Origin of the sequence: Streptomyces sp. NBC_00249 (assembly GCF_026342355.1) — a bacterium.
Lineage (GTDB): Bacteria > Actinomycetota > Actinomycetes > Streptomycetales > Streptomycetaceae > Streptomyces.
On sequence record NZ_JAPEMV010000008.1, the window covers coordinates 187,978 to 209,945 of the forward strand.

At 72.1% G+C, this 21,968-nt stretch carries 17 protein-coding genes; 1 reads left to right on the top strand and 16 read right to left on the bottom strand.

Going from position 1 to position 21,968, the window contains the following annotated elements:
• Positions 1-69: 69 nt before the first annotated feature.
• The 15 genes from OOK31_RS30565 to OOK31_RS30635 all read right to left on the bottom strand — a co-directional run bounded on the left by OOK31_RS30565 (position 70) and on the right by OOK31_RS30635 (position 19,485).
• Positions 70-4,068: an Rne/Rng family ribonuclease gene (locus OOK31_RS30565; RefSeq protein ID WP_267090616.1), complete on the bottom strand. Its 3,999-nt coding sequence runs from the start codon at positions 4,066-4,068 to the stop codon at positions 70-72.
• 234 nt (positions 4,069-4,302) lie between these two features.
• Positions 4,303-5,082 carry a TIGR03936 family radical SAM-associated protein gene (locus OOK31_RS30570; RefSeq protein ID WP_267090617.1) on the bottom strand — a complete coding sequence of 260 codons (780 nt, stop codon included), beginning with the start codon at positions 5,080-5,082 and terminating at the stop codon, positions 4,303-4,305.
• A 126-nt stretch (positions 5,083-5,208) separates the two neighbouring features.
• Entirely contained in the window at positions 5,209-6,183 is a 975-nt protein-coding gene (locus OOK31_RS30575; protein ID WP_267090618.1) for a hypothetical protein, read from the bottom strand.
• Between the two features lie 51 nt (positions 6,184-6,234).
• Entirely contained in the window at positions 6,235-6,660 is a 426-nt protein-coding gene (locus OOK31_RS30580; protein WP_267090619.1) for a PIN domain nuclease, read from the bottom strand.
• Positions 6,661-6,879, bottom strand: a complete 219-nt coding sequence (locus OOK31_RS30585; RefSeq protein WP_267090620.1) for a type II toxin-antitoxin system VapB family antitoxin — start codon at positions 6,877-6,879, stop codon at positions 6,661-6,663.
• 155 nt (positions 6,880-7,034) lie between these two features.
• Complete coding sequence (locus OOK31_RS30590; RefSeq protein WP_267090621.1) at positions 7,035-8,960, bottom strand: TIGR03960 family B12-binding radical SAM protein; 1,926 nt, start codon at positions 8,958-8,960, stop codon at positions 7,035-7,037.
• Positions 8,961-9,032: 72 nt separating this feature from the next.
• Positions 9,033-10,562 carry a CYTH and CHAD domain-containing protein gene (locus OOK31_RS30595; RefSeq protein ID WP_267090622.1) on the bottom strand — a complete coding sequence of 510 codons (1,530 nt, stop codon included), beginning with the start codon at positions 10,560-10,562 and terminating at the stop codon, positions 9,033-9,035.
• A gap of 81 nt (positions 10,563-10,643) precedes the next feature.
• Entirely contained in the window at positions 10,644-11,843 is a 1,200-nt protein-coding gene (gene rodA, locus OOK31_RS30600) for a rod shape-determining protein RodA (protein ID WP_267090623.1), read from the bottom strand.
• 7 nt (positions 11,844-11,850) lie between these two features.
• Positions 11,851-14,028, bottom strand: a complete 2,178-nt coding sequence (gene mrdA, locus OOK31_RS30605; protein ID WP_267090624.1) for a penicillin-binding protein 2 — start codon at positions 14,026-14,028, stop codon at positions 11,851-11,853.
• Positions 14,029-14,041: 13 nt separating this feature from the next.
• Entirely contained in the window at positions 14,042-14,737 is a 696-nt protein-coding gene (gene mreD / locus OOK31_RS30610; protein ID WP_267090625.1) for a rod shape-determining protein MreD, read from the bottom strand.
• Between the two features lie 13 nt (positions 14,738-14,750).
• On the bottom strand, positions 14,751-15,692 hold the full coding sequence (gene mreC, locus OOK31_RS30615) for a rod shape-determining protein MreC (protein WP_267090626.1): 942 nt from the start codon (positions 15,690-15,692) through the stop codon (positions 14,751-14,753).
• A 167-nt stretch (positions 15,693-15,859) separates the two neighbouring features.
• A complete protein-coding gene (locus tag OOK31_RS30620; RefSeq protein WP_069923827.1) occupies positions 15,860-16,879 on the bottom strand; it encodes a rod shape-determining protein in 1,020 nt (339 codons plus the stop codon).
• A 306-nt stretch (positions 16,880-17,185) separates the two neighbouring features.
• Entirely contained in the window at positions 17,186-17,596 is a 411-nt protein-coding gene (gene ndk, locus OOK31_RS30625) for a nucleoside-diphosphate kinase (protein WP_267090627.1), read from the bottom strand.
• A 64-nt stretch (positions 17,597-17,660) separates the two neighbouring features.
• Complete coding sequence (locus OOK31_RS30630; protein ID WP_267090628.1) at positions 17,661-18,020, bottom strand: DUF4233 domain-containing protein; 360 nt, start codon at positions 18,018-18,020, stop codon at positions 17,661-17,663.
• A gap of 7 nt (positions 18,021-18,027) precedes the next feature.
• Positions 18,028-19,485 carry a folylpolyglutamate synthase/dihydrofolate synthase family protein gene (locus OOK31_RS30635; protein WP_267090866.1) on the bottom strand — a complete coding sequence of 486 codons (1,458 nt, stop codon included), beginning with the start codon at positions 19,483-19,485 and terminating at the stop codon, positions 18,028-18,030.
• 198 nt (positions 19,486-19,683) lie between these two features.
• Between OOK31_RS30635 and OOK31_RS30640 the strand changes: the two genes are divergently transcribed.
• The gene (locus OOK31_RS30640; protein ID WP_267090629.1) at positions 19,684-20,742 is read left to right on the top strand and encodes a rod shape-determining protein; all 1,059 of its coding nucleotides are present in this window, start codon (positions 19,684-19,686) and stop codon (positions 20,740-20,742) included.
• A gap of 12 nt (positions 20,743-20,754) precedes the next feature.
• Here OOK31_RS30640 and OOK31_RS30645 read toward each other — a convergent pair whose 3' ends face one another.
• The gene (locus OOK31_RS30645) at positions 20,755-21,903 is read right to left on the bottom strand and encodes a sensor histidine kinase (RefSeq protein ID WP_267090630.1); all 1,149 of its coding nucleotides are present in this window, start codon (positions 21,901-21,903) and stop codon (positions 20,755-20,757) included.
• Between the last annotated feature and the right edge of the window lie 65 nt (positions 21,904-21,968).

The window sequence follows — 21,968 nt, forward strand, 5'->3', positions numbered from 1 at the left end:
GGGGGTCAAACCGGGCCCCGCGCGCCCGTGGGCCCCGCCGTCAGGCGGGACCCACGGGCATCGGACGGATCAGGCTTCGGTCGGAGCCGAGACGGACGGGAGCGTCTGCTCCGCCGCCGCGGTCTTCTTCGTCGCCCGCTTCGCCACGGTCTTCTTGGCCGTCGTCTTCTTCGCGACGGTCTTCTTGGCGGCCGCCGCCTTCTTGGCCGGGGCCTTCTTCGCCGCCGTGGTGGTGGCCTTCTTGGCCGGAGCCTTGCGGGTGGCCTTCTTGGCCGGAGCCGCGGGCTCCTCCGGGGCCGTCTCCGGCGCGCTCTCCACGACCGGCTCGGGCTCGGCCGCAGGGGCCTCGACGACCACGACGGCCGCCTCGGCCGCGCCTGCCGGGGATCCGGCGGGTGCGGTGGCCTTACGGGTGGCACGGCGCCGCGGACGGGCCGGGGCGGCCTCGGCCACGGGCTCGGCCGGGGCCTCGACGACCACGGGCTCGGGCTCGGCCTCGACGACCGGCTCGACGACCGGCTCCGGCGCCACGACGGGCTCCGGCTCCGGGGCCGTCTCGACGACCGACGCGGTGGCCTTGCGGGTCGCCCGGCGACGGGTACGGCCCTTCGGCGCGGCGTCCTCGACGGGCGCGGCCTGTGCGGCCGTCTCCACCACCTCGGCGACGGCCTCGGCGGCCGGCTCCAGGACGGTGTCGGCCGGCTCGGTCACCGGCTCGGCCTCGGCCACGGGGGCCGGGACCTGCACCGGAGCCGGAGCGGCGGCCTGCGCGGCGCCACGCGGGGCGCCCGCCGGAGCGGTCGCCTTACGGGTGGCACGGCGGCGGTTGCGGCGCCCGCTGATGCCCGCGGCGGCCTCGGCCTCGGCCGGGCTGCTGTACAGCTCCTCGTCCGCGACGAACTGCGGCTCGGGCAGCGCACGCGGCGCGGCGGCCTCGGCGGCCACCTCGGCCTCGGTCTCCGCCTCCACCTCGGCCTCGAACACGTCGGTCTCGACGGTCTCGATCGCCTCCATGTCGTGGTCGTGCTCCAGGGAGCGGCCACCGCGGCGCTTGGAGCGCTTGCCGTTGCCGCCGCCGCCGACCGCGGTCGGGGTCTCCATGTGCACGATGACACCGCGCCCGTTGCAGTGGACGCAGGTCTCGGAGAAGGACTCCAGCAGACCCTGGCCCACCCGCTTGCGGGTCATCTGGACCAGGCCCAGCGAGGTGACCTCGGCCACCTGGTGCTTGGTGCGGTCGCGGCCCAGGCATTCGAGCATGCGGCGCAGCACGAGGTCGCGGTTGGACTCCAGGACCATGTCGATGAAGTCGATGACGACGATGCCGCCGAGGTCGCGCAGCCGCAGCTGGCGCACGATCTCCTCGGCCGCCTCCAGGTTGTTCCTGGTGACGGTCTCCTCGAGGTTGCCGCCCTGACCGGTGAACTTGCCGGTGTTGACGTCGATGACGATCATCGCTTCGGTCTTGTCGATCACGAGGGAACCGCCCGAGGGCAGCCACACCTTGCGGTCGAGGGCCTTGGCGAGCTGCTCGTCGATCCGGTACGTCGCGAAGACGTCGACCTCGGAGGTCCAGCGCGACAGCCGGTCGGCCAGGTCCGGGGCCACGTGGTTCACGTAGCCGTGGATGGTCTCCCAGGCGGTGTCACCGCTGACGATGACCTTCGAGAAGTCCTCGTTGAAGATGTCGCGCACGACGCGGACGGTCATGTCCGGCTCGCCGTACAGGAGGCTCGGCGAAGAGGTCGTGATCTGCTTCGACTTCTTCTGGATGTCCTCCCACTGGGCCTGCAGACGCTCGACGTCGCGGCGCAGCTCGTCCTCGCTCGCGCCCTCGGCGGCGGTGCGCACGATGACGCCCGCGTCCTCGGGGACGATCTTCTTGAGGATGGTCTTCAGGCGGGCGCGCTCGGTGTCGGGCAGCTTGCGGCTGATGCCGGTCATCGAGCCCTCGGGCACGTAGACCAGGTAGCGGCCGGGCAGCGAGACCTGGCTGGTCAGGCGGGCGCCCTTGTGGCCGATCGGGTCCTTGGTGACCTGCACCAGGACCGACTGGCCGGACTTGAGGGCGGACTCGATGCGGCGCGGCCCGTTGGCCATGCCGAGCGCCTCGAAGTTGACCTCGCCGGCGTACAGGACGGCGTTGCGGCCCTTGCCGATGTCGATGAAGGCGGCCTCCATCGACGGCAGCACGTTCTGGACCTTGCCCAGGTAGACGTTGCCGACGTACGAGGTGGCTTCTTCCTTGTTGACGTAGTGCTCGACGAGCACGTTGTCCTCGAGGACGCCGATCTGGGTGCGCTCGCCGGCCTGGCGGACGACCATCACGCGCTCGACGGCCTCACGGCGGGCCAGGAACTCGGCCTCGGTGATGATCGGGACGCGGCGGCGGCCCTGCTCGCGGCCCTCGCGGCGGCGCTGCTTCTTCGCCTCCAGACGGGTCGAGCCCTTGATGGACTGCACCTCGTCGGAGGACGTCGACTCGCTGCGCTCGCGCGCCGGGCGCGGCTCGCGGACCTTGACGACGGTCCGTACGCCGTCCTCGTCGCCGGCCTCGGCGTCCGTACCGCTGTCACCGCTGCGGCGGCGACGGCGACGGCGACGACGGCTGGAGGTGGAACCGAGGGCTTCCTCGGACTCCTCCTCGTCCTCCTCGTCGGCCTCCTGCTCGGCGGCCTCGGCCTCGGCGTCCTCGTCGGCGGACTCGTCGAGGTCGGCGGCCTCACCGCGACGACGGCGACGGCCACCACGACGGCGGCGGCGCGAGGGGCGCTCGCCCGACTCGTCGGCCTCGTCCTCGTCGAGCTCGGCCTCGGCCTCCGCTTCGAGTTCCTCGTCGACGAGCTCTACGTCGGCCAGCGACACAGGGCCGGACGACGGCGCGGCCGGGGCCACGGGCTCGGCGGCAGCGGCGCCACGGCGACGGCGGCGACGGCCCGCGGGCTGGGCGGCGGGGGCCGGGGTCTGGACCTCGGCCTCGACCTCGGTCTCCAGCTCGGCCTCTTCCTCCTCGGCCTCCTCCGCGCGGACGGCGGCGGCAGCGGCCGCGGCGGCCATGGCGGCGGTCTCCGGGGTCTGGAACATCGGCTCGGCGAACACCGGCGCCTGGAACACGGCGACGGCGGGACGCGCGGCACGACGGCCGCGAACCGGGGCGGCGGGCGCCTCGGCCTCGGCGGCGGGCGCCGGCGCGGCGGGGGCGGCCGCAGCGGTGGAACGGGTGGCGCGGCGGCGGCCGCCGCGCTTCGGGGAGTCCACGGCGTCGGCGACGGTCACGGAGCGGGTCGCGGCGCGGGGGGCCTGCGGGGCCTCCTCCACGACGGTCTCGGCGACGGTCTCGGCGGCGGGCGCCTCCGGGGCGGTGACGGCGCGGGTCGCACGGCGACGGGCACGCGGCGCCGGAGCGGCTTCCACGACGGCCTCGGCGACGGGCGCGGCAGCGGCCTCCACGACCACCGGGGCGGCCTCGACAGCGGCCGGAGCGGCCACGGCACGGGTCGCACGACGACGGGCACGCGGCGCGGGAGCGGCGGCGGGCGCCTCTTCCACTACGGCTTCCACGGCGGCCGGGGTCTCCTCGGCGACGGCCTCGACGGCGGCCGGGGCGGCGACGGCACGCGTGGCACGGCGACGGGCACGCGGGGCGGGAGCGGCGGCGGGCGCCTCCTCCTCCACGACGGTCTCGGCGACGGCCTCGGCGGCGGGCGCCTCCGGGGCGGTGACGGCGCGGGTCGCACGGCGACGGGCACGCGGCGCCGGAGCGGCTTCCACGACGGCCTCGGCGACGGGCGCGGCAGCGGCCTCCACGACCACCGGGGCGGCCTCGACAGCGGCCGGAGCGGCCACGGCACGGGTCGCACGACGACGGGCACGCGGCGCGGAAGCGGCGGCGGGCGCCTCTTCGGCGACGACGGCCTCGGCGGCGGGTGCCTCCGGGGCGGCGGCAGCGACGCCGCCGGGCGGGCCTGCCGGCCGGGAGGCGGCGCGGCGACGCCTGCGCGGGGGCAGGTTGTCGCTGGGGCTGCCACTGTCGGCGGCGGGGGGGTTCTCGTTTTCGGTGTTGAGCATGCGGGCGGTTCTCCCGTCACGCTCCCGGGCGCCGCGGCTGACATCCGGTCCGGCACGGCTCCGCGTAATGAGCGCGGAGCCGGCCTCCGGGGCGCGTTCGCCACACGGGAGCTGTAGTCCATGGCCGCCGGTTCCGTACGTCTTGTCCGTACGGCCTGGCGGAAGTCTTCAGGTCAGTGCGCTGCCCGACCCAGGTGGCTCCCGAGTGCCAGGGCGGCGCGACAACGACGATCCTTACGCGGCGGGACCTTCCGGCGCCTTCGCGTCGGCGGTCACGGCGGCCGTGGGTGGGGCGGCCGTGTCTGCTTCGCGGTCGGGCGCGAGCGGGTCGGTCACCGTGCCGGACTCCTCATTGAAGAGCCCCTGCGCCAGCCTGGTCACCGCTGCGGGGACCGGCGGCGCCAGGTCGGCCACAGCGTGGAGACCGGACAGGACGTCGTCGGGTCGCACGGCAGGTGTCAAATGCCGAACAACCAGCCGCAGTATCGCACAGGCATTGTCCAGCGGCCTATCAGCCTGAGCGGGCAGGGCCTCCAGGCTCACGACCGCGCCACGGGTGTCGAAGGTGCGGATCCCGTTCTTGGTGCGGCGTTGCACCTCCACCGTCTCGGCGGCGAGGAAGGCCTCCACGGCCCGCCCGGCGTCGGCGGGGTCCACGCCCTCCAGGCGCAGCTCCCACACGGAGGCGGTCAGCCGGTCGGCGAGGCCCGAGGTGCGGGCCTCGACGGCGTCGATGATGTCGAGGCCGAGCGGCATCGACTCGTCGAGCAGCTCGCGGAGCTTCTCGGGGTCGCGGGGCTCGGCGAGGGCGATCTCCAGGTACTCGGCTTCGCTGCCGGTGCCGGTGGGCGCGGCGTTGGCGTACGAGACCCGGGGGTGCGGGGTGAAGCCGGCCGAGTACGCCATGGGTACCTCGGCGCGGCGCAGGGCGCGTTCGAACGCGCGCTGGAAGTCTCGGTGGCTGGTGAACCGGAGGCGGCCACGCTTGGTGTAGCGCAGTCGAATGCGCTGCACGACGGGTGCGGGAGGCGGGCCTTCGGGCTGTCGCTTGCCCAGTGGTTCTTCTCCTTGTGCGGGGCGTCGCGCTCGCGCGTCGCCCTGAGTGTCTGTGGGGCCGGCCGGCCACGCCCTGCCTCCGGCTCACCCCTGCCGTTCGTGCAGGGAGATCTCGGGAGCGGGCGCGTTGCCTACGGCTGTCGTACTACCCAGAGTACGCGCCCGTGACCTCGCCGGTTCCCGCGGCGGGCCCCCGAACAGCACCCGGCGCACCTCGGCGCGGGCCTCGCGCACCGCGGCGCGGGCGGTGCGCCAGGAGGTGCGCAGGACATGTCCGACCGGGGTGGCCACCTGCCGGTACACCCAGGCGGCCGGGCGGGCGACGAGTCCGCGCCACAGCCACCGCAGCCCGCGCCCGAGGGCCCGGCTGATCCGGCCTGCGAGGTGCCAGGCGCCGACGAGGAGCTGCCCGAGGGGTGCGAGGACGTACCGGTGGAGCAGGGCGAGCGGCGGCGCGAGCACGTACCGCCAGAGCCCGGCGCCCAGCCACAGCAGGCCCCGCCCGACGGGTACGACGGCGTAGCGCCACAGGGCGGTCCAGGGCCAGACGAACACGGCGGCGAAGGCCCTGGGCAGCAGCCAGCGCAGCCCGTGTCCGAGGGGCGTCAGCAGCCGGCGGTACACCCAGGCCACGGGCGGGACGAGCACCTGCCGGGCGATCCACCCGGCTCCGGCGCCCAGCGGCGCCAGCACGTAGCGTCCGAACGCGAGGAACGTCCACGCGATGCCCAGTGCGGCCGGGCGCAGCAGGTAGCGGTGCAGGGCGGTGGCGACGGGGACGAGCAGGTAGCGCCAGAGGCCGACCCACGGCCAGTAGAAGAGGACGAGGGCGAGCGGCCGCAGCAGGTAGCGGTGGAGGCGCAGGAGCAGCCAGCCGAGGGCGTCGCCGAGGGGCCGCAGGGCGTGGCGGTGGACGGCGCGGGCGCCGGCGACGAGCAGGTCCCAGACCACACGTACGGGGAGCACCACCAGTACGGCCACGATCTTGACGGGGACCCTGACGATGCCGACCAGGCACCCGTCACCTCCGGGCGCGGGCTGCGGCTTTTCGATGTCCATGCAGGTAAAGACACCCGTGAGGCGGTTTCCGTTGCGTGCGGGCGGTGTACGTCAGTCGATCGAGCCGGGCTCTGCGAGCCAGCGCGACTGGAGTTCGGTGACGCCGGCGATGGTGTCGAAGTCCCGGTCGTAGTGCAGGACCGTCAGGCCGTGCGCCTTCGCGGTGACCGCCACGAGGAGGTCGGTGCCGCTCGCGGAGCGGTGGCTGCCCCGGCGCGAGAGCTCCTCCTGGAGCCCGAGGATCTGCTGCCAGCCGTCCTCGGGGACCGGATGCCAGCCGAACAGGTCACGGAGCTGGGCCTTGGTGCGCTGGTAGTCCTGCACCGAACGGGCCGAGAACAGCATCTCGAACTCCGTCGGCTCGCACAGCGAGATACGTCCGGCCTTGAGGATCTCCAGCCAGGCGTCGCGCACACCCGGCCGGAGGATCCGGCCGGCGGCGGACTTGTCGATGAGGAACTGCTGCTGCCCGATCATTCAGCGCCACGCCTCGTCCTCGAAGCCCGGCTCCGTGAGGGCATCGAACGCCCCCTCGTCGGCCAGGACGATGAGCTGCTCCAGTGCGCGCTCACGGCGAAGGCGTGCTCCTATTTCCGCCAGCGCGCCGTTGACGGTGTCCTTCTTGGTCGTGGTGCCGAGGGCCTCGGCGGCGAGCGCCAGCGCTTCCTCGTTGATATCGATCATGGTCTTGGCCATATCAGGACCTCCCGAAGTATTGCCACATGAGCACTCCCAGGATATCCCCGGAGGATAAATACAGAAACCTTCACTCGCCGATCGCACAAATAAGCCCCCCACCGTCGAACGGTGGGGGGCTCACCCGGTACCAGGGCCTCAGCCGGAGGCGAAGGTCACTTCACGACCGACAGCGGCAGCAGCTTCTTGCCCGTCGGGCCGATCTGGATGCTCGTGTCCATCTGCGGGCAGACGCCGCAGTCGAAGCACGGGGTCCAGCGGCAGTCCTCGACCTCGGTCTCGTCGAGGGCGTCCTGCCAGTCCTCCCAGAGCCAGTCCTTGTCCAGACCGGAGTCCAGGTGGTCCCAGGGCAGGACCTCCTCGTACGTACGCTCGCGCGTCGTGTACCAGGCGACGTCGACGCCGTAGGCCGGCAGCGTCTTCTCCGCGGCCTGCATCCAGCGTTCGTAGCTGAAGTGCTCGCGCCAGCCGTCGAAGCGGCCGCCCGACTCGTAGACGGCACGGATGACGTCGCCGATGCGGCGGTCGCCGCGCGAGAGCAGGCCCTCGACGATGCCCGGCTTGCCGTCGTGGTAGCGGAAGCCGATGGAGCGGCCGTACTTCTTGTCGCCGCGGAGCTTGTCCCGGAGCTTGCCCAGACGGGCGTCCGTCTCCTCCGCCGACAGCTGCGGCGCCCACTGGAACGGGGTGTGCGGCTTCGGTACGAACCCGCCGATCGACACCGTGCAGCGGATGTCGTTCTGCCCGGAGACCTCGCGGCCCTTGGCGATGACGTTGACCGCCATGTCGCCGATCTGGAGCACGTCCTCGTCGGTCTCGGTCGGCAGGCCGACCATGAAGTACAGCTTCACCTGGCGCCAGCCGTTGCCGTACGCCGTGGCGACCGTCCGGATGAGGTCCTCTTCCGAGACCATCTTGTTGATGACCTTGCGCATGCGCTCGGAGCCGCCCTCGGGGGCGAAGGTCAGGCCGGAGCGGCGACCGTTGCGGGTCAGCTCGTTGGCCAGGTCCACGTTGAAGGCGTCCACGCGGGTCGACGGCAGGGACAGGCCCACCTTGTCGTCCGTGTAGCGGTCCGCGAGGCCCTTGGCGATGTCGGCGATCTCCGTGTGGTCCGCGGAGGACAGGGAGAGGAGGCCGACCTCCTCGAAGCCCGTCGCCTTGAGCCCGCGCTCCACCATCTCGCCGATGCCGGTGATGCTTCGCTCCCGCACGGGGCGCGTGATCATGCCGGCCTGGCAGAAACGGCAGCCGCGGGTGCAGCCGCGGAAGATCTCCACGGACATGCGCTCGTGGACGGTCTCGGCGAGCGGGACCAGGGGCTGCTTGGGGTAGGGCCACTCGTCGAGGTCCATGACCGTGTGCTTGGACACGCGCCACGGCACGCCCGAGCGGTTGGGGACGACACGGCCGATGCGGCCGTCCTCCAGGTACTCGACGTCGTAGAAGCCCGGCACGTAGACCCCGCCGGTCTTCGCGAGGCGCAGCAGGACCTCCTCGCGCCCGCCCGGGCGGCCTTCGGCCTTCCAGGCGCGGATGATCTCCGTCATGTCGAGGACGGCCTGCTCGCCGTCGCCGATGACCGCGCAGTCGATGAACTCCGCGATCGGCTCGGGGTTGAAGGCCGCGTGGCCGCCCGCGAGGACGATCGGGTGGTCGACCGTACGGTTCCTGGCCTCCAGCGGGATGCCCGCGAGGTCCAGGGCCGTGAGCATGTTGGTGTAGCCCAGCTCCGTGGAGAAGGACAGGCCGAACACGTCGAAGTCACCGACCGGGCGGTGGCTGTCGACGGTGAACTGCGGCACCGCGTGCTCGCGCATCAGCTCTTCGAGGTCCGGCCACACCGAGTACGTGCGCTCGGCGAGGACGCCCTCGCGCTCGTTCAGCACCTCGTAGAGGATCATGACGCCCTGGTTGGGCAGCCCGACCTCGTAGGCGTCCGGGTACATGAGGGCCCAGCGCACATCGCACGCGTCCCAGTCCTTGACGGTGGAGTTGAGCTCACCACCGACGTACTGGATGGGCTTCTGCACATGCGGGAGCAGAGCTTCGAGCTGTGGGAAGACCGACTCGGACATCACGCGACTTTCGTGAAGCGGGCAGGGGGCGACTCTCAAGCGTACCCCGAGGGGTCGGGGCCCCCGCTCACATGATCACTTCACCGACGCGCGCAGCCCGGGGTCCGAGGCCTGCGCCCAGATGTCCGGAAGCTGCTGTTCGTGCCGTGCGGACAGGGCTTCCTCCCGGGCGTAGAGCACGCCCCAGCTGAACGCGGACTCCCCCGCGTCCGTCGCCTGGACGGCGAGGCCGTGCAGGGCCGTGCGGGCGACGACGCCGTCGCGATGGTCGCCGAGCAGGGTCTGCACGCCCTTCGCGGCGCGGGCCAGGCGCCTGGCCGGGTTCCCGAGGGCGGGGGCCGCCGCCTCCGCCGCGTACCGGGCGCGCTTCGCGGCCTTGCGGGCCTCGTGCAGGGCGAGGTCGCGGTCCTCCCCCGGGTCCAGGGCCAGCGCCGTACCGACCCGGTCGGCGAGCCGGTCCCAGTCGCGCAGCACCGCCTTCGGCAGGGTACGGGCGGCCGGGCGGGCGGCGGCGGGACGCAGCGGGGGGTCGGCGAGCAGGGCGTCGAGGGCGTCCAGGAGGGCGAGGTAGCGCGCGCTGTCGAGGGCGGCGACGGCCCGGCGGCGGGTGCTGGAGCGGCGGGTGGTGTTCCAGGTGCGCAGGCGGGAGGTGACGGGGCCCAGGCGCAGGCCGCGCGGGAGCTCGGCGAGCCCGGCGCGCAGCCGCTCGAAGAGCACCTCGCGGTCGCGGTCGGCGCCCAGTTCGGCGGCGAGCCAGCGCAGCTCCTCGCGCAGCGGGTCGGTGGCGGCGCGCTCCAGGACCCGGCGGTAGGTGGCGAAGGCGCTGCGCAGCCGGCGGGTGGCGACCCGCATCTGGTGGACGGAGTCGGGCAGGTCGCGGCGTACGGCCGGGTCCTGGGCGACGAGGGCGTCGAGCTGTTCGCGCAGGTACGCGAGGACGTGCGCGCCCGCCGTCCCGTCGGCGGGGCCGGGCCCGGGCCGGGGCGGGGGCTCGGCGCCGGTCTCGGCGAGGGCGCGGGCGAGCTTCGAGGGGGCGTCGCTGACCCGGAGTCCGGCCTTGCGGAAGCGCTTCTCGACGGCGTCGAGCAGGGCGGGGTCGCCGTCGTCGGCGAGTTCCACCTCGACCTCGGTCCACTCGGCGACGGCCGCTCCCCGCTCGGCCCGCACCTGGTCGCGGCTCAGCTCCGCGAGGAGGGTGCCGTCGGCGTCGAGGAGGTGGCTGACCTGCCGTTCGGAGCGCAGTGTGACCTGCGGCTCGAGCCCGGCGCCGCGGACCCGGGAGCGCAGCAGGGCGTCGAGGGAGCGCGGGACGGTGTCGGCGAGGGGGGCCCGGACCTCGTCGCGGACCCCGGGGGCGACGGGCAGTTTCAGGTGCCAGCCGGCGTCCTCGCCGCCGGTGCGGCGGCGCAGGGTCAGCCCGTCGGCGGCGAGCCGCTGGTCGGGGGTGTCGTAGTAGACGGCGTCGAGGCGGACGGTGCCCCGGTCGCGTACGGCGGCGATCGGGCCGGTCCCGGTCAGGTCGGGGGGCTGCGGTGGCCGCTGCTGCTTCCGGCCGGCCGGCGTGAACTCGAATTTCCGCTCGATCTCGCGCTTGATGTCCGCCATGGACCGAATCTAGTCCTGAACCGGCGGCGGTGGGAGGCTGGCGCTTCGGCCCGGCGCAAACCCGCCCCCGCACCGCCCGGATCAGGCCGACAGGGGGCGTTGCACGCGGATCGACTGGAGCAGCCCGACGGCCACCCAGACGGCGAACATCGAGGATCCTCCGTAGGAGACGAACGGCAGGGGCAGGCCCGCCACCGGCATGATGCCGAGGGTCATGCCGATGTTCTCGAAGGACTGGAAGGCGAACCAGGCGATGATGCCGGCGCACACGATGGTGCCGTAGAGCTCGGTGGTCTCGCGGGCGATCATGCAGGCCCGCCAGAGCACGACGCCGAGCAGGACCAGGATCAGACCGGCGCCGAGGAAGCCCAGCTCCTCGCCCGCGACGGTGAAGACGAAGTCGGTCTGCTGCTCGGGGACGAACTGGCCGGTGGTCTGGGAGCCCTTGAAGAGTCCGGAGCCGGTGAGGCCGCCGGAGCCGATGGCGATGCGCGCCTGGTTGGTGTTGTAGCCGACGCCGGCGGGGTCGAGCTCGGGGTTGGCGAAGGCCGCGAACCGGTTGATCTGGTACTCGTCGAGGACGCCGAGCTGCCAGATCAGGATCGCCCCGCCGGCGCCGGAGCCGAGCAGGCCCAGCACCCAGCGGTTGGAGGCGCCGGAGGCGAGCAGCACGCCGAGCACGATGATGACCATGACCATGACGGAGCCGAGGTCGGGCATCAGCATGACGATGCCCATGGGGGCGGCGGCCAGGCACAGGGCCTTCACCACGGTGCGGTGGTCGGGGTGGGTGAGGTCGCCGGCGTCCACCCGGGCCGCGAGCAGCACGGCCATGCCCAGGATGATCGTGATCTTGACGAACTCGGAGGGCTGGAGCGAGAAGCCGCCGCCGATGACGATCCACGCGTGGGCGCCGTTGATGGTGGCGCCGAGCGGGGTGAGCACGGCGATGATCAGGACGAGCGAGAGCCCGTACAGGATCGGGACGGCTCCGCGCAGGGTGCGGTGGCCGAGCCAGACGGTGCCGATCATCAGCACGAGGCCGATGCCGGTGTTCATGGCGTGCCGGAAGAGGAAGTAGTACGGGTCCCCGTTGTTCAGGGTGGTGCGGTTGCGGGTGGCCGACCACACCAGCAGCGCGCCGATGAAGGACAGCGCGAGCGCGGACAGCAGTATCGGCCAGTCGAGGCGGCGCAGGATCGAGTCCCGCGCCGTCAGCCGGGCCACGGGCCCGCGCTGGGGCGCGTACCGGGAGACGGAGAACTTGTTGGCGGTCTGCATCGGGGCCTCAGTCCTGCCGGCCCGCGGGCGGGGCGGGCGGTCCGGCGAGCGCGGGCGGCGCGGACTCCTCGGGGGACGGCGGTACGTAGGGCCGGATCTCGGGGGCCTCGATGGAGCCGTCGGGCTGGATGGTGGGCAGGTTGGCCTCGGGCTTGAGCAGCAGGGCCTTCTTGGGGTCCTGCTTGCCGGCCATGTCGAGGCCGTAGATGGCGTTGTAGACGTTGCGCACGGCGGGACCGGAGGCACCGGAGCCGGTGCCGCCCTGGGAGATCGTCATGACGATCGTGTAGTCCTCGGTGTACGTGGCGAACCAGGAAGTCGTCTGCTTGCCGTAGACCTCGGCGGTGCCGGTCTTGGCGTGCATCGGGATCTGCTTCTGCGGCCAGCCGCCGAAGCGCCATGCGGCGGTGCCGCGGGTGGCGACGCCCTCCAGCGCTTCTCCTATTTTCGACCGGGTCTCCTCGGTCATGGGCAGCTTGCCGTGGGCCTTCGGCTTGATCTCCTCGACCTTCTTGCCGTCGGCGCTGATGACCGCCTTGCCGATGGTCGGGTTCCACAGGGTGCCGCCGTTGGAGATGGCCGCGTAGATGGTGGCCATCTGGATCGGGGTGACGAGGGTGTCGCCCTGCCCGATGGAGTAGTTGACGGCGTCACCGGCGCGCATGAGGTTGCCTTCGAGGCAGTTCTCGTAGGACAGCAGCTCGACGTAGGTGCCGCCCTTCTTGCCGGTCTTGCACCACGAGTCCTTGTTGGCCTCCCAGAAGTTCTGCTTCCACTTGCGGTCGGGGACCCGGCCCTTCTCCTCACCGGGCAGGTCCACGCCGGTCTCGGCGCCGAGGCCGAACTGGTGGGCGGTCTTGTAGAAGATCTCCGCCGGGTCCTTGACCGGCTTGAGGCCGCCGTCCTTCAGCCACTGCTGGTGGCCCAGCGCGTAGAAGACGGTGTCGCAGGAGACCTCCAGGGCCCGGCCGAGGGTGATGGAGCCGTGGCCCTGGGACTCGAAGTTCTTGAAGACCTGACCGCCGATGGAGTACGAGCTGGGGCAGGGGTACTCCCCGTCGAACTTGTACCCGGCGTTGACGGCGGCCGCGGTCGGGATGACCTTGAAGATGGAGCCCGGGGCGGCCTGGCCCTGGATCGCCCGGTTCATCAGCGGGACGTTGGACTCCTTGGCGGTCAGCTTGGCGTAGTCCTTGCCGGAGATGCCGCCGACCCACACGTTCGGGTCGTAGGTCGGGTTGGAGGCCATCGCCACGACCCGGCCGGTCTTGGACTCCAGGACGACGATGGCTCCGGCGTCGGCCTTGTAGGGGACGCTGGTGTTGCGGTCGATCTGCTTGCGGGCCTCGACCATGGCGGCGTTCAGCTCGTACTCGGCGACCGCCTGGACACGGGCGTCGATGCTGGTGACGAGGTTGGCCCCGGGGACCGCCGGGTCGTTGTTGGCCTCGCCGATGACGCGGCCGAGGTTGTCGACCTCGTAGCGGGTGACTCCGGACTTGCCGCGCAGTTCCTTGTCGTAGGTGCGCTCCAGGCCGAAGCGGCCGACCTGGTCGGAGCGCAGGAACGGCGAGTTGGTCTTCTTGGCCCGGACGATCTCGTCGTCGGTGACCGGGGAGAGGTAGCCGAGGGCCTGCCCGGTGTTGGCGCCGCCGGGGGCCGGGTAGCGGCGTACGGCGGTGGGCTCGGCGGTGATGCCGGGGAAGTCCTCGGGGCGTTCGCGGATCTGGAGGGCCTGCTGGGTGGTGGCCTCCAGGGTCACCGGGATCGGCTGGTACGGGGAGCCGTTCCAGCAGGGCTGCGGGGTCTGGGAGTCGCAGAGCCGGACCTTGTCCATGACGTCCTGCGGCTTCATGTCCAGCACCCCGGCGAGGCGGGTCAGTACGCCCTTGCCCCTGTCCTTTATCTTCATCAGCTCGGTGCGGCTGGCGGAGACGACGAGGCGGGTCTCGTTGTCGGCGAGCGGGACGCCCCGGGCGTCGAGGATCGAACCGCGCACGGCGGGCTGCACGACCTGCTGGACGTGGTTGTTCTTGGCCTCGTCGGAGTACTCCGAGCCGTTGCGGATCTGCAGGTACCACAGGCGCCCGCCGAGGGTGAGCAGCAGGGAGAAGACCAGTACCTGGATGATGACGAGCCGGATCTGCACCCGGGGGGTGCGGCCGGTCTCGGGAATGTTGGTCACGACTGCTCCCCCGTCACAGCTTCTTGACGCTCTTCACGCCTTTGACGCCCTTTATGCGGCCGGCCCGGTTGGCGCGGCCCCGCGCGGTCTTCAGCCGCAGGCCGCCGCGCTGGCTGCCGATGCGCAGCCCCGTGCCGCCGGCCAGCCAGCCGGAGGACACGTCCTTGCCCTGGGGCGGCCCGCCGCCCGCTTCGACGGCCATCGGGTCGTTCTCGGCGCGCCGGGCCAGGGCCATGATGAACGGCACCGTGAAGGGCGCGAGCAACAGGTCGTAGAGGGTGGCGGTGAACAGCAGCCCGGTGAGGCCCACGTGCCGGGCGGCGGTGTCGCCGACGAGGGCGCCGACGCCGGCGTAGAGCAGGGTCGAGCCGATCGCGGCGGCCACGACGGTGAGCATCGGCCCCCAGGCGGAGCGGAAGCGGCCGTTGTCGGGGCGGACGAGGCCCACGAGGTAGCCGATCAGGCACAGCACGAGCGCGTACCGCCCGGCGGCGTGGTCGGCGGGCGGGGCCAGGTCGGTGAGCAGGCCGGCGGCGAAGCCGATGAGGGCGCCGCTGACGTGCCCGTAGACCAGGGCGAGGGCGACCACGGTCAGCAGGACGAGGTCGGGGACGGCGCCGGGGAGCTGGAGCCGGCCGAGGACGGTGACCTGCACGACGAGGGCGACCACGACGAGCGTGGCCGAGAGCAGGATCCGGTTGAAGCGCATGGGCGGTCAGCTCCTACTCGTCGGCCGGCTTGCCGGACACACTGGCGGACGGGGTGACCGTGACGGTGACCGTCGGGGTGGGCTTGGGCCCCTCGGGCTTCGGCGGCAGAACGGCGTCGCGCGGGTCCTCGCGCGGGGGCATGACCACCACGCCGACGATGTCCAGGCGGGAGAATCCGACGAAGGGCCGGACCCAGACGGTGCGGGTCAGGTCGCCGCGCGAGGGGTCGACCTTGACGACCTCGCCGATGGGGACGCCCGGCACGAAGGGCTTGTTGCCGCGCGAGCCGAAGGTGACGAGCCGGTCGCCCGGGTTGATCTTGGCCTTGCCGTTGAGCATCTGGACGGACAGGGCGCGGTCGCCCTGGCCGGTGGCGAAGCCGAGTTCGCCGGTCTTCTCCAGGCGGGTGCCGACGGTGAAGTCGGGGTCGTTGGCGAGGACCACGGTGGCGGTGTCGGGGCCGACGGTCGCGACGCGGCCGACGAGTCCGTCCCCGTTGAGGACGGTCATGTCGCGCTCGATGCCGTCCTTGCTGCCCGCGTCGATGGTGACGGTCCAGGAGAAGCCCTGGGCCGCTCCTATTCCGATGACCTCCGCGCCCTTGATGCCGTACTGTCCGGCGCCGGCGCGCTTGAGCATCTCGTCGAGCTCGTGGATGCGGCTTCGGGTCTGGTCGTCGCTGCCCAGCTTGGCCTTCAGGACGGTGTTCTCGCGCTCCAGGGTCGCGATCCGGCTGTGGCGCTCGCCGGAGTCCCGTACGGCCCCTATGGCGTGCGCGACCGGGTCCACCGCGGTCGCCACGCCCTTCTCGACCGGACCGAAGACCGCCGCGGCGGCCTGCCGGGCACCGTCCACCGGCGACTCCTCGCCCGCCCTGATGTCCACCGTGATCAATGCGAACGCGATGGCGATCAGAAGCACCAGGAGCAGCCGGCTCTCTCGTGTGTCCCTCACGTGCGGCGGCCGTGCCTTCCTCGTAGAAACTCGTGCGGCGGAGCCGCTCCGGCGGAGCCGGGGTTCCGACCGGACTGTGCCTGTATATCAACGATCCGCCGCACCGGCGCGGTAGCACCCGTACGGCGGATCCTTGTGTTCCACATGCCCCATTACCGGGGGTTCGATCACCGCCGGGGCTGGGCGTCCAGGACCTGCTGGAGTGCTTCGAACTCCTCGACGCACTTGCCGGAGCCCAGGGCCACGGAGTCGAGGGGGTCCTCCGCGATGTGGATCGGCATGCCGGTCTCGCGGCGCAGCCGCTCGTCGAGGCCGCGCAGCAGGGCGCCGCCGCCGGTCAGCACGATGCCGCGGTCCATGATGTCGCCGGAGAGTTCCGGCGGGCACTTGTCGAGGGTGGTCTTGACGGCGTCGACGATGGCGTTGACGGGCTCCTCGATGGCCTTGCGGACCTCGGCGGCCGAGATGACGACCGTCTTGGGCAGGCCCGAGACGAGGTCACGGCCGCGGATCTCGGTGTGCTCGTCCTTGTCGAGGTCGTACGCCGACCCGATCGTGATCTTGATCTGCTCGGCGGTGCGCTCGCCGAGGAGGAGCGAGTACTCCTTCTTGATGTGCTGGATGATCGCGTTGTCCAGCTCGTCGCCGGCGACCCGGATGGACTGCGCCGTGACGATTCCGCCGAGGGAGATGACGGCGACCTCGGTGGTGCCGCCGCCGATGTCCACGACCATGTTGCCGGTGGCCTCGTGGACGGGCAGGCCCGCGCCGATGGCCGCAGCCATGGGCTCTTCGATGATGTGCACCTGACGGGCGCCGGCCTGCGTGGACGCCTCGATGACGGCGCGTCGCTCCACTCCCGTGATGCCGGAGGGCACGCAGACCACGACGCGCGGGCGGGCCAGGTAGCGGCGCTTGTGGATCTTGAGGATGAAGTACCGGAGCATACGCTCGGTGATCTCGAAGTCGGCGATCACGCCGTCCTTGAGGGGCCGTACGGCGACGATGTTGCCGGGCGTCCGGCCGATCATCTTCTTCGCCTCGGAGCCGACCGCGAGAATTCCGCCGGTGTTCGTGTTGATGGCGACCACGGACGGCTCGTTGAGAACGATTCCCCGGCCCCTCACGTACACCAGCGTGTTGGCGGTCCCGAGGTCGATCGCCATGTCACGGCCGATGAACGACATGTTGTTCCCCTTGTTCCCCATGAGGAGCGTCTGGCCTTCCAGTTGATAGCGGCTGCTGTCAGGTCGGCGAGGTGGGTGTGTGGGTGGAGGCCCCATCGTAGTGCCGCAGGTACGGACATCGCGCGACGGGACTCCGGCAATCCCGCCGGATCGGATACCCGCCCCCTTAGTGGTGACGTCGTGTCCTGTCCTTGCGTTCCCGGTCGGCGGCACCTATACCGAAGGGCGACCGAAATTACTTCGGTCGCCCCAGGTCATGAGCGCTATTTGGCTGATGTCTCGTCAGGAAAGACTGTTCCGCGCAGATCAGAGAGCGGGGAAGAAGAGCTTCAGCTCGCGCTCCGCGGACTCCTCGGAATCCGAGGCGTGGATGAGGTTCTCCCGGGTGATGGTGCCGAAGTCACCCCTGATGGAACCGGGCGCGGCCGCGATCGGATCGGTGGGCCCGGCCAGCTGGCGGACACCCTCGATCACACGTTCCCCTTCGACCGCCAGGGCGACGACGGGACCGCTGGACATGAAGCCCATGAGGGGCTCGTAGAAAGGCCTGCCCTTGTGCTCACCGTAGTGGGCCTCCAGGGTCTCCAGGTCCAGGGTGCGCAGCTCCAGCGCGGGAACGGTCCAGCCGGCCTTCCGCTCGATACGGCCGATGATCTCGCCGATCAGGCCGCGCCTGACGGCGTCGGGCTTGAGCAGGACGAGAGTGCGCTGGGTCATGTGACAACTCCTTGCGGCATACGGGTGCGGTAGGGCGAATCTACAGGGCCGAACGGGGCCCCCGTCACGCAGCGTCAGGGGCAGGGGCTTCCGCCTGCGCCGCGGCCCAGCGGGCCTTGATCGTGTCGATGCGGCGGCCGTAGTGGACCGAGCACCACCACAGCGCCGCGAAGACCGTGCCCAGGATGAACATCGTGGGGACCACGAAGCCGCTCGCGATCAGACCGAGCTGCAGCGCCCAGCCGAGCTGCACCGCGCCGGGGCGCGAGAGCATCCCGCACAGCAGCAGCGACAGCAGCATCGTCACGCCGCAGACCGTCCACACCTGGGCCTGGGTCAGGTCCGGGTTCTTCATGGCCACCAGGCCCGCGAAGCCGACGATGAAGAATTCACCGATCAGCGTGCTCGCGCAGAGCGTGCGCATCGATCCCTCAGCCCCTCTTGAACAGCAGGCGGGCCTCGCCCACCGTGATCACGGAACCGGTCACCAGGACCCCGGCCCCTCCGAACTCGGCCTCTTCCTCCGCCAGGGTGATGGCCGCCTCCAGCGCATCGTCCAGCCGCGGCTCCACCTGCACCCGGTCCGGCCCGAAGACCTCGACCGCGACCGCCGCCAGCTCGTCCGCCGACATCGCCCGGTGGCTGGAGTTCTCCGTGACGACGACCTCCGCGCAGATCGGCTCGAAGGCCTCCAGGACCCCCTTGACGTCCTTGCCCTCGCTCGCCGCGAGCACGCCGATGAGGCGGCTGAAGCCGAAGGACTCCGTCACCGCCTCGGCGGTGGCCAGGGCCCCCGCCGGGTTGTGCGCGGCGTCCAGGACCACGGTCGGGCTGCGGCGCACGACCTCCATGCGGCCCGGCGAGGTCACCGAGGCGAACGCCCGCCGCACGGTCTCCGCGTCCAGCTCGCGCGCGTGCTCCCCGCCGACGCCGAAGAAGGCCTCGACGGCCGCGAGCGCCACCGCCGCGTTGTGCGCCATGTGGGCCCCGTACAGCGGCAGGAAGATGCCGTCGTACTCGCCGCCCACCCCGCGCAGGGTCAGCATCTGGCCGCCGACCGCCACCTCGCGGGAGACGACCCCGAACTCCATGCCCTCGCGGGCGACGGTCGCGTCGACCTCGACGGCCTTCTTCAGCAGCACCTGCGCCGCGTCGACCGGCTGCTGCGCCAGGATGACGGTGGCGTCCTGCTTGATGATGCCGCCCTTCTCCTGGGCGATCTCGGCGGGCGTGGAGCCCAGCCGGTCGGTGTGGTCGAGGCTGATCGGGGTGACCACCGCGACGGCGCCGTCGATCACGTTGGTGGCGTCCCAGCTGCCGCCCATGCCGACCTCGACGACGGCGGCGTCGACGGGGGCGTCCGCGAAGGCCGCGTAGGCCATGCCCGTCAGCACCTCGAAGAAGGACAGCCGGTACTCCTCGGCGGCGTCGACCATCTCCACGTACGGCTTGACGTCGTGGTACGTCTCGACGAAGCGCTCGGCGCTGATCGGCGCCCCGTCCAGGCTGATCCGCTCGGTGATCGACTGCACGTGCGGGCTGGTGTAGCGGCCGGTGCGCAGCTCGAAGGCGTTGAGCAGGGCCTCGATCATGCGGGCCGTGCTCGTCTTGCCGTTGGTGCCGGTGACGTGGATGGTCGGGTACGCGTGCTGCGGTGCGCCCAGGACGTCCATCAGCGCGGCGATCCGGCTGACGGACGGCTCCAGCTTGGTCTCGCCCCAGCGGCCGGCGAGCTCCTGCTCCACCTCCAGCAGCGCCTTCGCCACCTCGGGGTCCTCGGGGCGGGTGGGTACGGGGTCACCCGTCGGCGGTCCGGCCTGGGCGCGCAGGGTACGGCTGCCGGCCTCGATCACCGCCAGGTCGGGGTCGCGGCCGGATTCCTCCGCCACTATCTGGTCGAACTCGTCGGAGGAGTCGTGGGGGTGGTCGACGTCGTCGCGGTCGTGGCTCTCGGGCTGCTGCTCACTCACGCACCCAGTCTACGGACGAGGACCCCGAGGACTTTCGGCCCGGCCGTTTCGGGACTTTCGCCGCGCGTCGCGACCGGATCGTTATGCAAGCCTTGCGACCAGGAGATTGGGGAACAAATGCCGCAGGCCAGCACCGACAAGACAGCTTCCAGCCGCGACATAGGGATAGACCTGGGGACCGCCAACACCCTCGTCTACGCACGGGGGTACGGGATCGTCCTCAATGAGCCGTCCGTGGTGGCCGTCAGGGCGGGCACCACCACCGCCCTCGCCGTCGGGACCGAGGCCAAGGAGACCATCGGCCGCACCCCGGGCTCCATCACCGCGATCCGCCCCCTCAAGGACGGGGTGATCTGCGACTACGAGGCCGCCGAGGCGATGATCCGGCACTTCGTCCGCAAGGCGGTCCCCGGCCGGCGGCCGCGCACCCGGATGGTGATCTGCGTACCGTCCGGGGTGACCCCGGTGGAGCGGCGGGCCATCGTCCACGCCTCCACCCGCGCCGGGGCGAAGAGCGTGCACCTGATCGAGGAGCCCATGGCGGCGGCGATCGGGGCCGGGCTGCCGGTGGCCGAACCGCGCGGTTCGATGGTGGTGGACATCGGCGGCGGCACCTCCGAGGTGGCCGTGATCTCGCTGGGCGGCATCGTCACCTCGCAGTCGCTGCGCGTCGGCGGCGACCGGCTCGACGCGGCGATCATGGACCACGTGCGCAAGGAGCACTCGCTGCTCATCGGGGAGCGCACCGCCGAGGACGTCAAGGTCGCCATCGGCTCGGCCTGGCCGGTCCCGGAGCGGCCGGAGCTGGAGACCCGCACCTTCACGGTGCGCGGCCGCGAGAAGGTCGGCGGCATGCCCAAGACGCTGGAGCTGACCGCGCCGGGCGTGCGGGCCGCGCTGGACGAGCCCGTCGAGGCGATCATCGCCGCCGTCCGCACCACCCTGGAGGACTGCCCGCCCGAGCTGTCCGGCGACGTGATGGAGCACGGCATCGTCCTCACCGGCGGCGGCGCCCTGCTGCCCGGCCTGGACCTGCGCATCGCCTCCGCGACCGGCATCCCCGTCTTCGTGGCGGACGACCCCCTGGACTGCGTGGCGCTGGGCTCCGGCAAGTGCGTGGAGAGCCTCGACACCCTCGAAGGGGGCGCCTTCGCCTCCGGGCTGCTGAAGGCCTGACCGGGGGCTGGCTCAGCCCTGCGGGACGGTCGCGATGACCACGTACGCGTCCTCGGTGCGGGTGGCGCTCAGGGTGCCGCCCAGGCTGCGGACGCGTTCGGACATGCTCGCGGTGCCCGAGCCCGCCGAGACGGGGGCGCGGCCGGGGGTGCGGTCGGGCAGGGCGTTGCTGACGGCGATGCGCAGCTGGGGACCCTCGGCGGCGATCGACACGTCGATGGTCTGGCCGTGCGCGTGCTTGGCGGCGTTGGTCAGGCACTCCTGGACCACCCGGTAGACGGCCGCCTGCCGCAGCGGCGACAGTCCGTGCGCCTCGGGGTCCATCACCAGGCGGACGGGCGAGCCGGCCCGGCCGCTCTCCTCGGCCAGCGCGGCCAGACCGTCCACTCCGGGGGTCGCGGCCCGCTCCCCGCGCTGCACGATGATCTCGTTGAGCACCAGGTGGGCCCGGCGCGCGGTGTCGGCGAGTTCCTCGAAGTCCTTCGCGTACCGCGTCTCGCGCGCCCGCATCGACAGCACTTCGGAGCGCACCGTCAGCAGGGTCAGCTCCCGTCCGACGAAGTCGTGGACGTCGCGGGCGACGGAGGTGCGTTCCTGCTGCACCGCGCCCAGTACCGCCGCCTCCGCCCGCCGGGCCTCCAGCTCGCGCACCAGGTCGTGCCGGTAGGCGGCTATCCCGACGGCCGAGGCGAGGACGCCGATGGGCACGACGAGGCTGAGGAAGGCGCTGAGGGTCTCGGCCCTCGGCTCGGGCCAGCCGGGCAGGCTGAACACGGCGAGCGCGAAGGCGACGTAGCCGAGGGTGGCCAGGATCCCGGCCCGGCGGCCCCGGTAGCGGCCGACGGAGTACAGGGCGAACTGGATCAGCGTCAGTTCGTGCAGCCATCCGATGAACAGCAGGGCCGTCAGGTACGGGATCCAGGGCAGCCGGCGCCGTACCACCAGGCTCGCGCAGCCGGCGGCCAGCACCAGGGCGGCGAGCCAGCCGTTGAGGGAGTTGTCGGCGGCGGCGAGGCCGGGGAGGTCCAGGGTCATGAGGGCCAGGCAGCCGAGCGCCGTGAGGACGTCGAGCGCCCGGGGCGATCCGGCCCAGCTCTCGGCCAGCCGCCGGCCGACGGCCACGGTCCGGTGGTACGCCGAGACGACGGGCTTGACGTGCATGTCCCCCATCATCCGTGGTCGGCGCCCGGGATCGGTTCAGCCGACGGGACATATGAAGTGATATA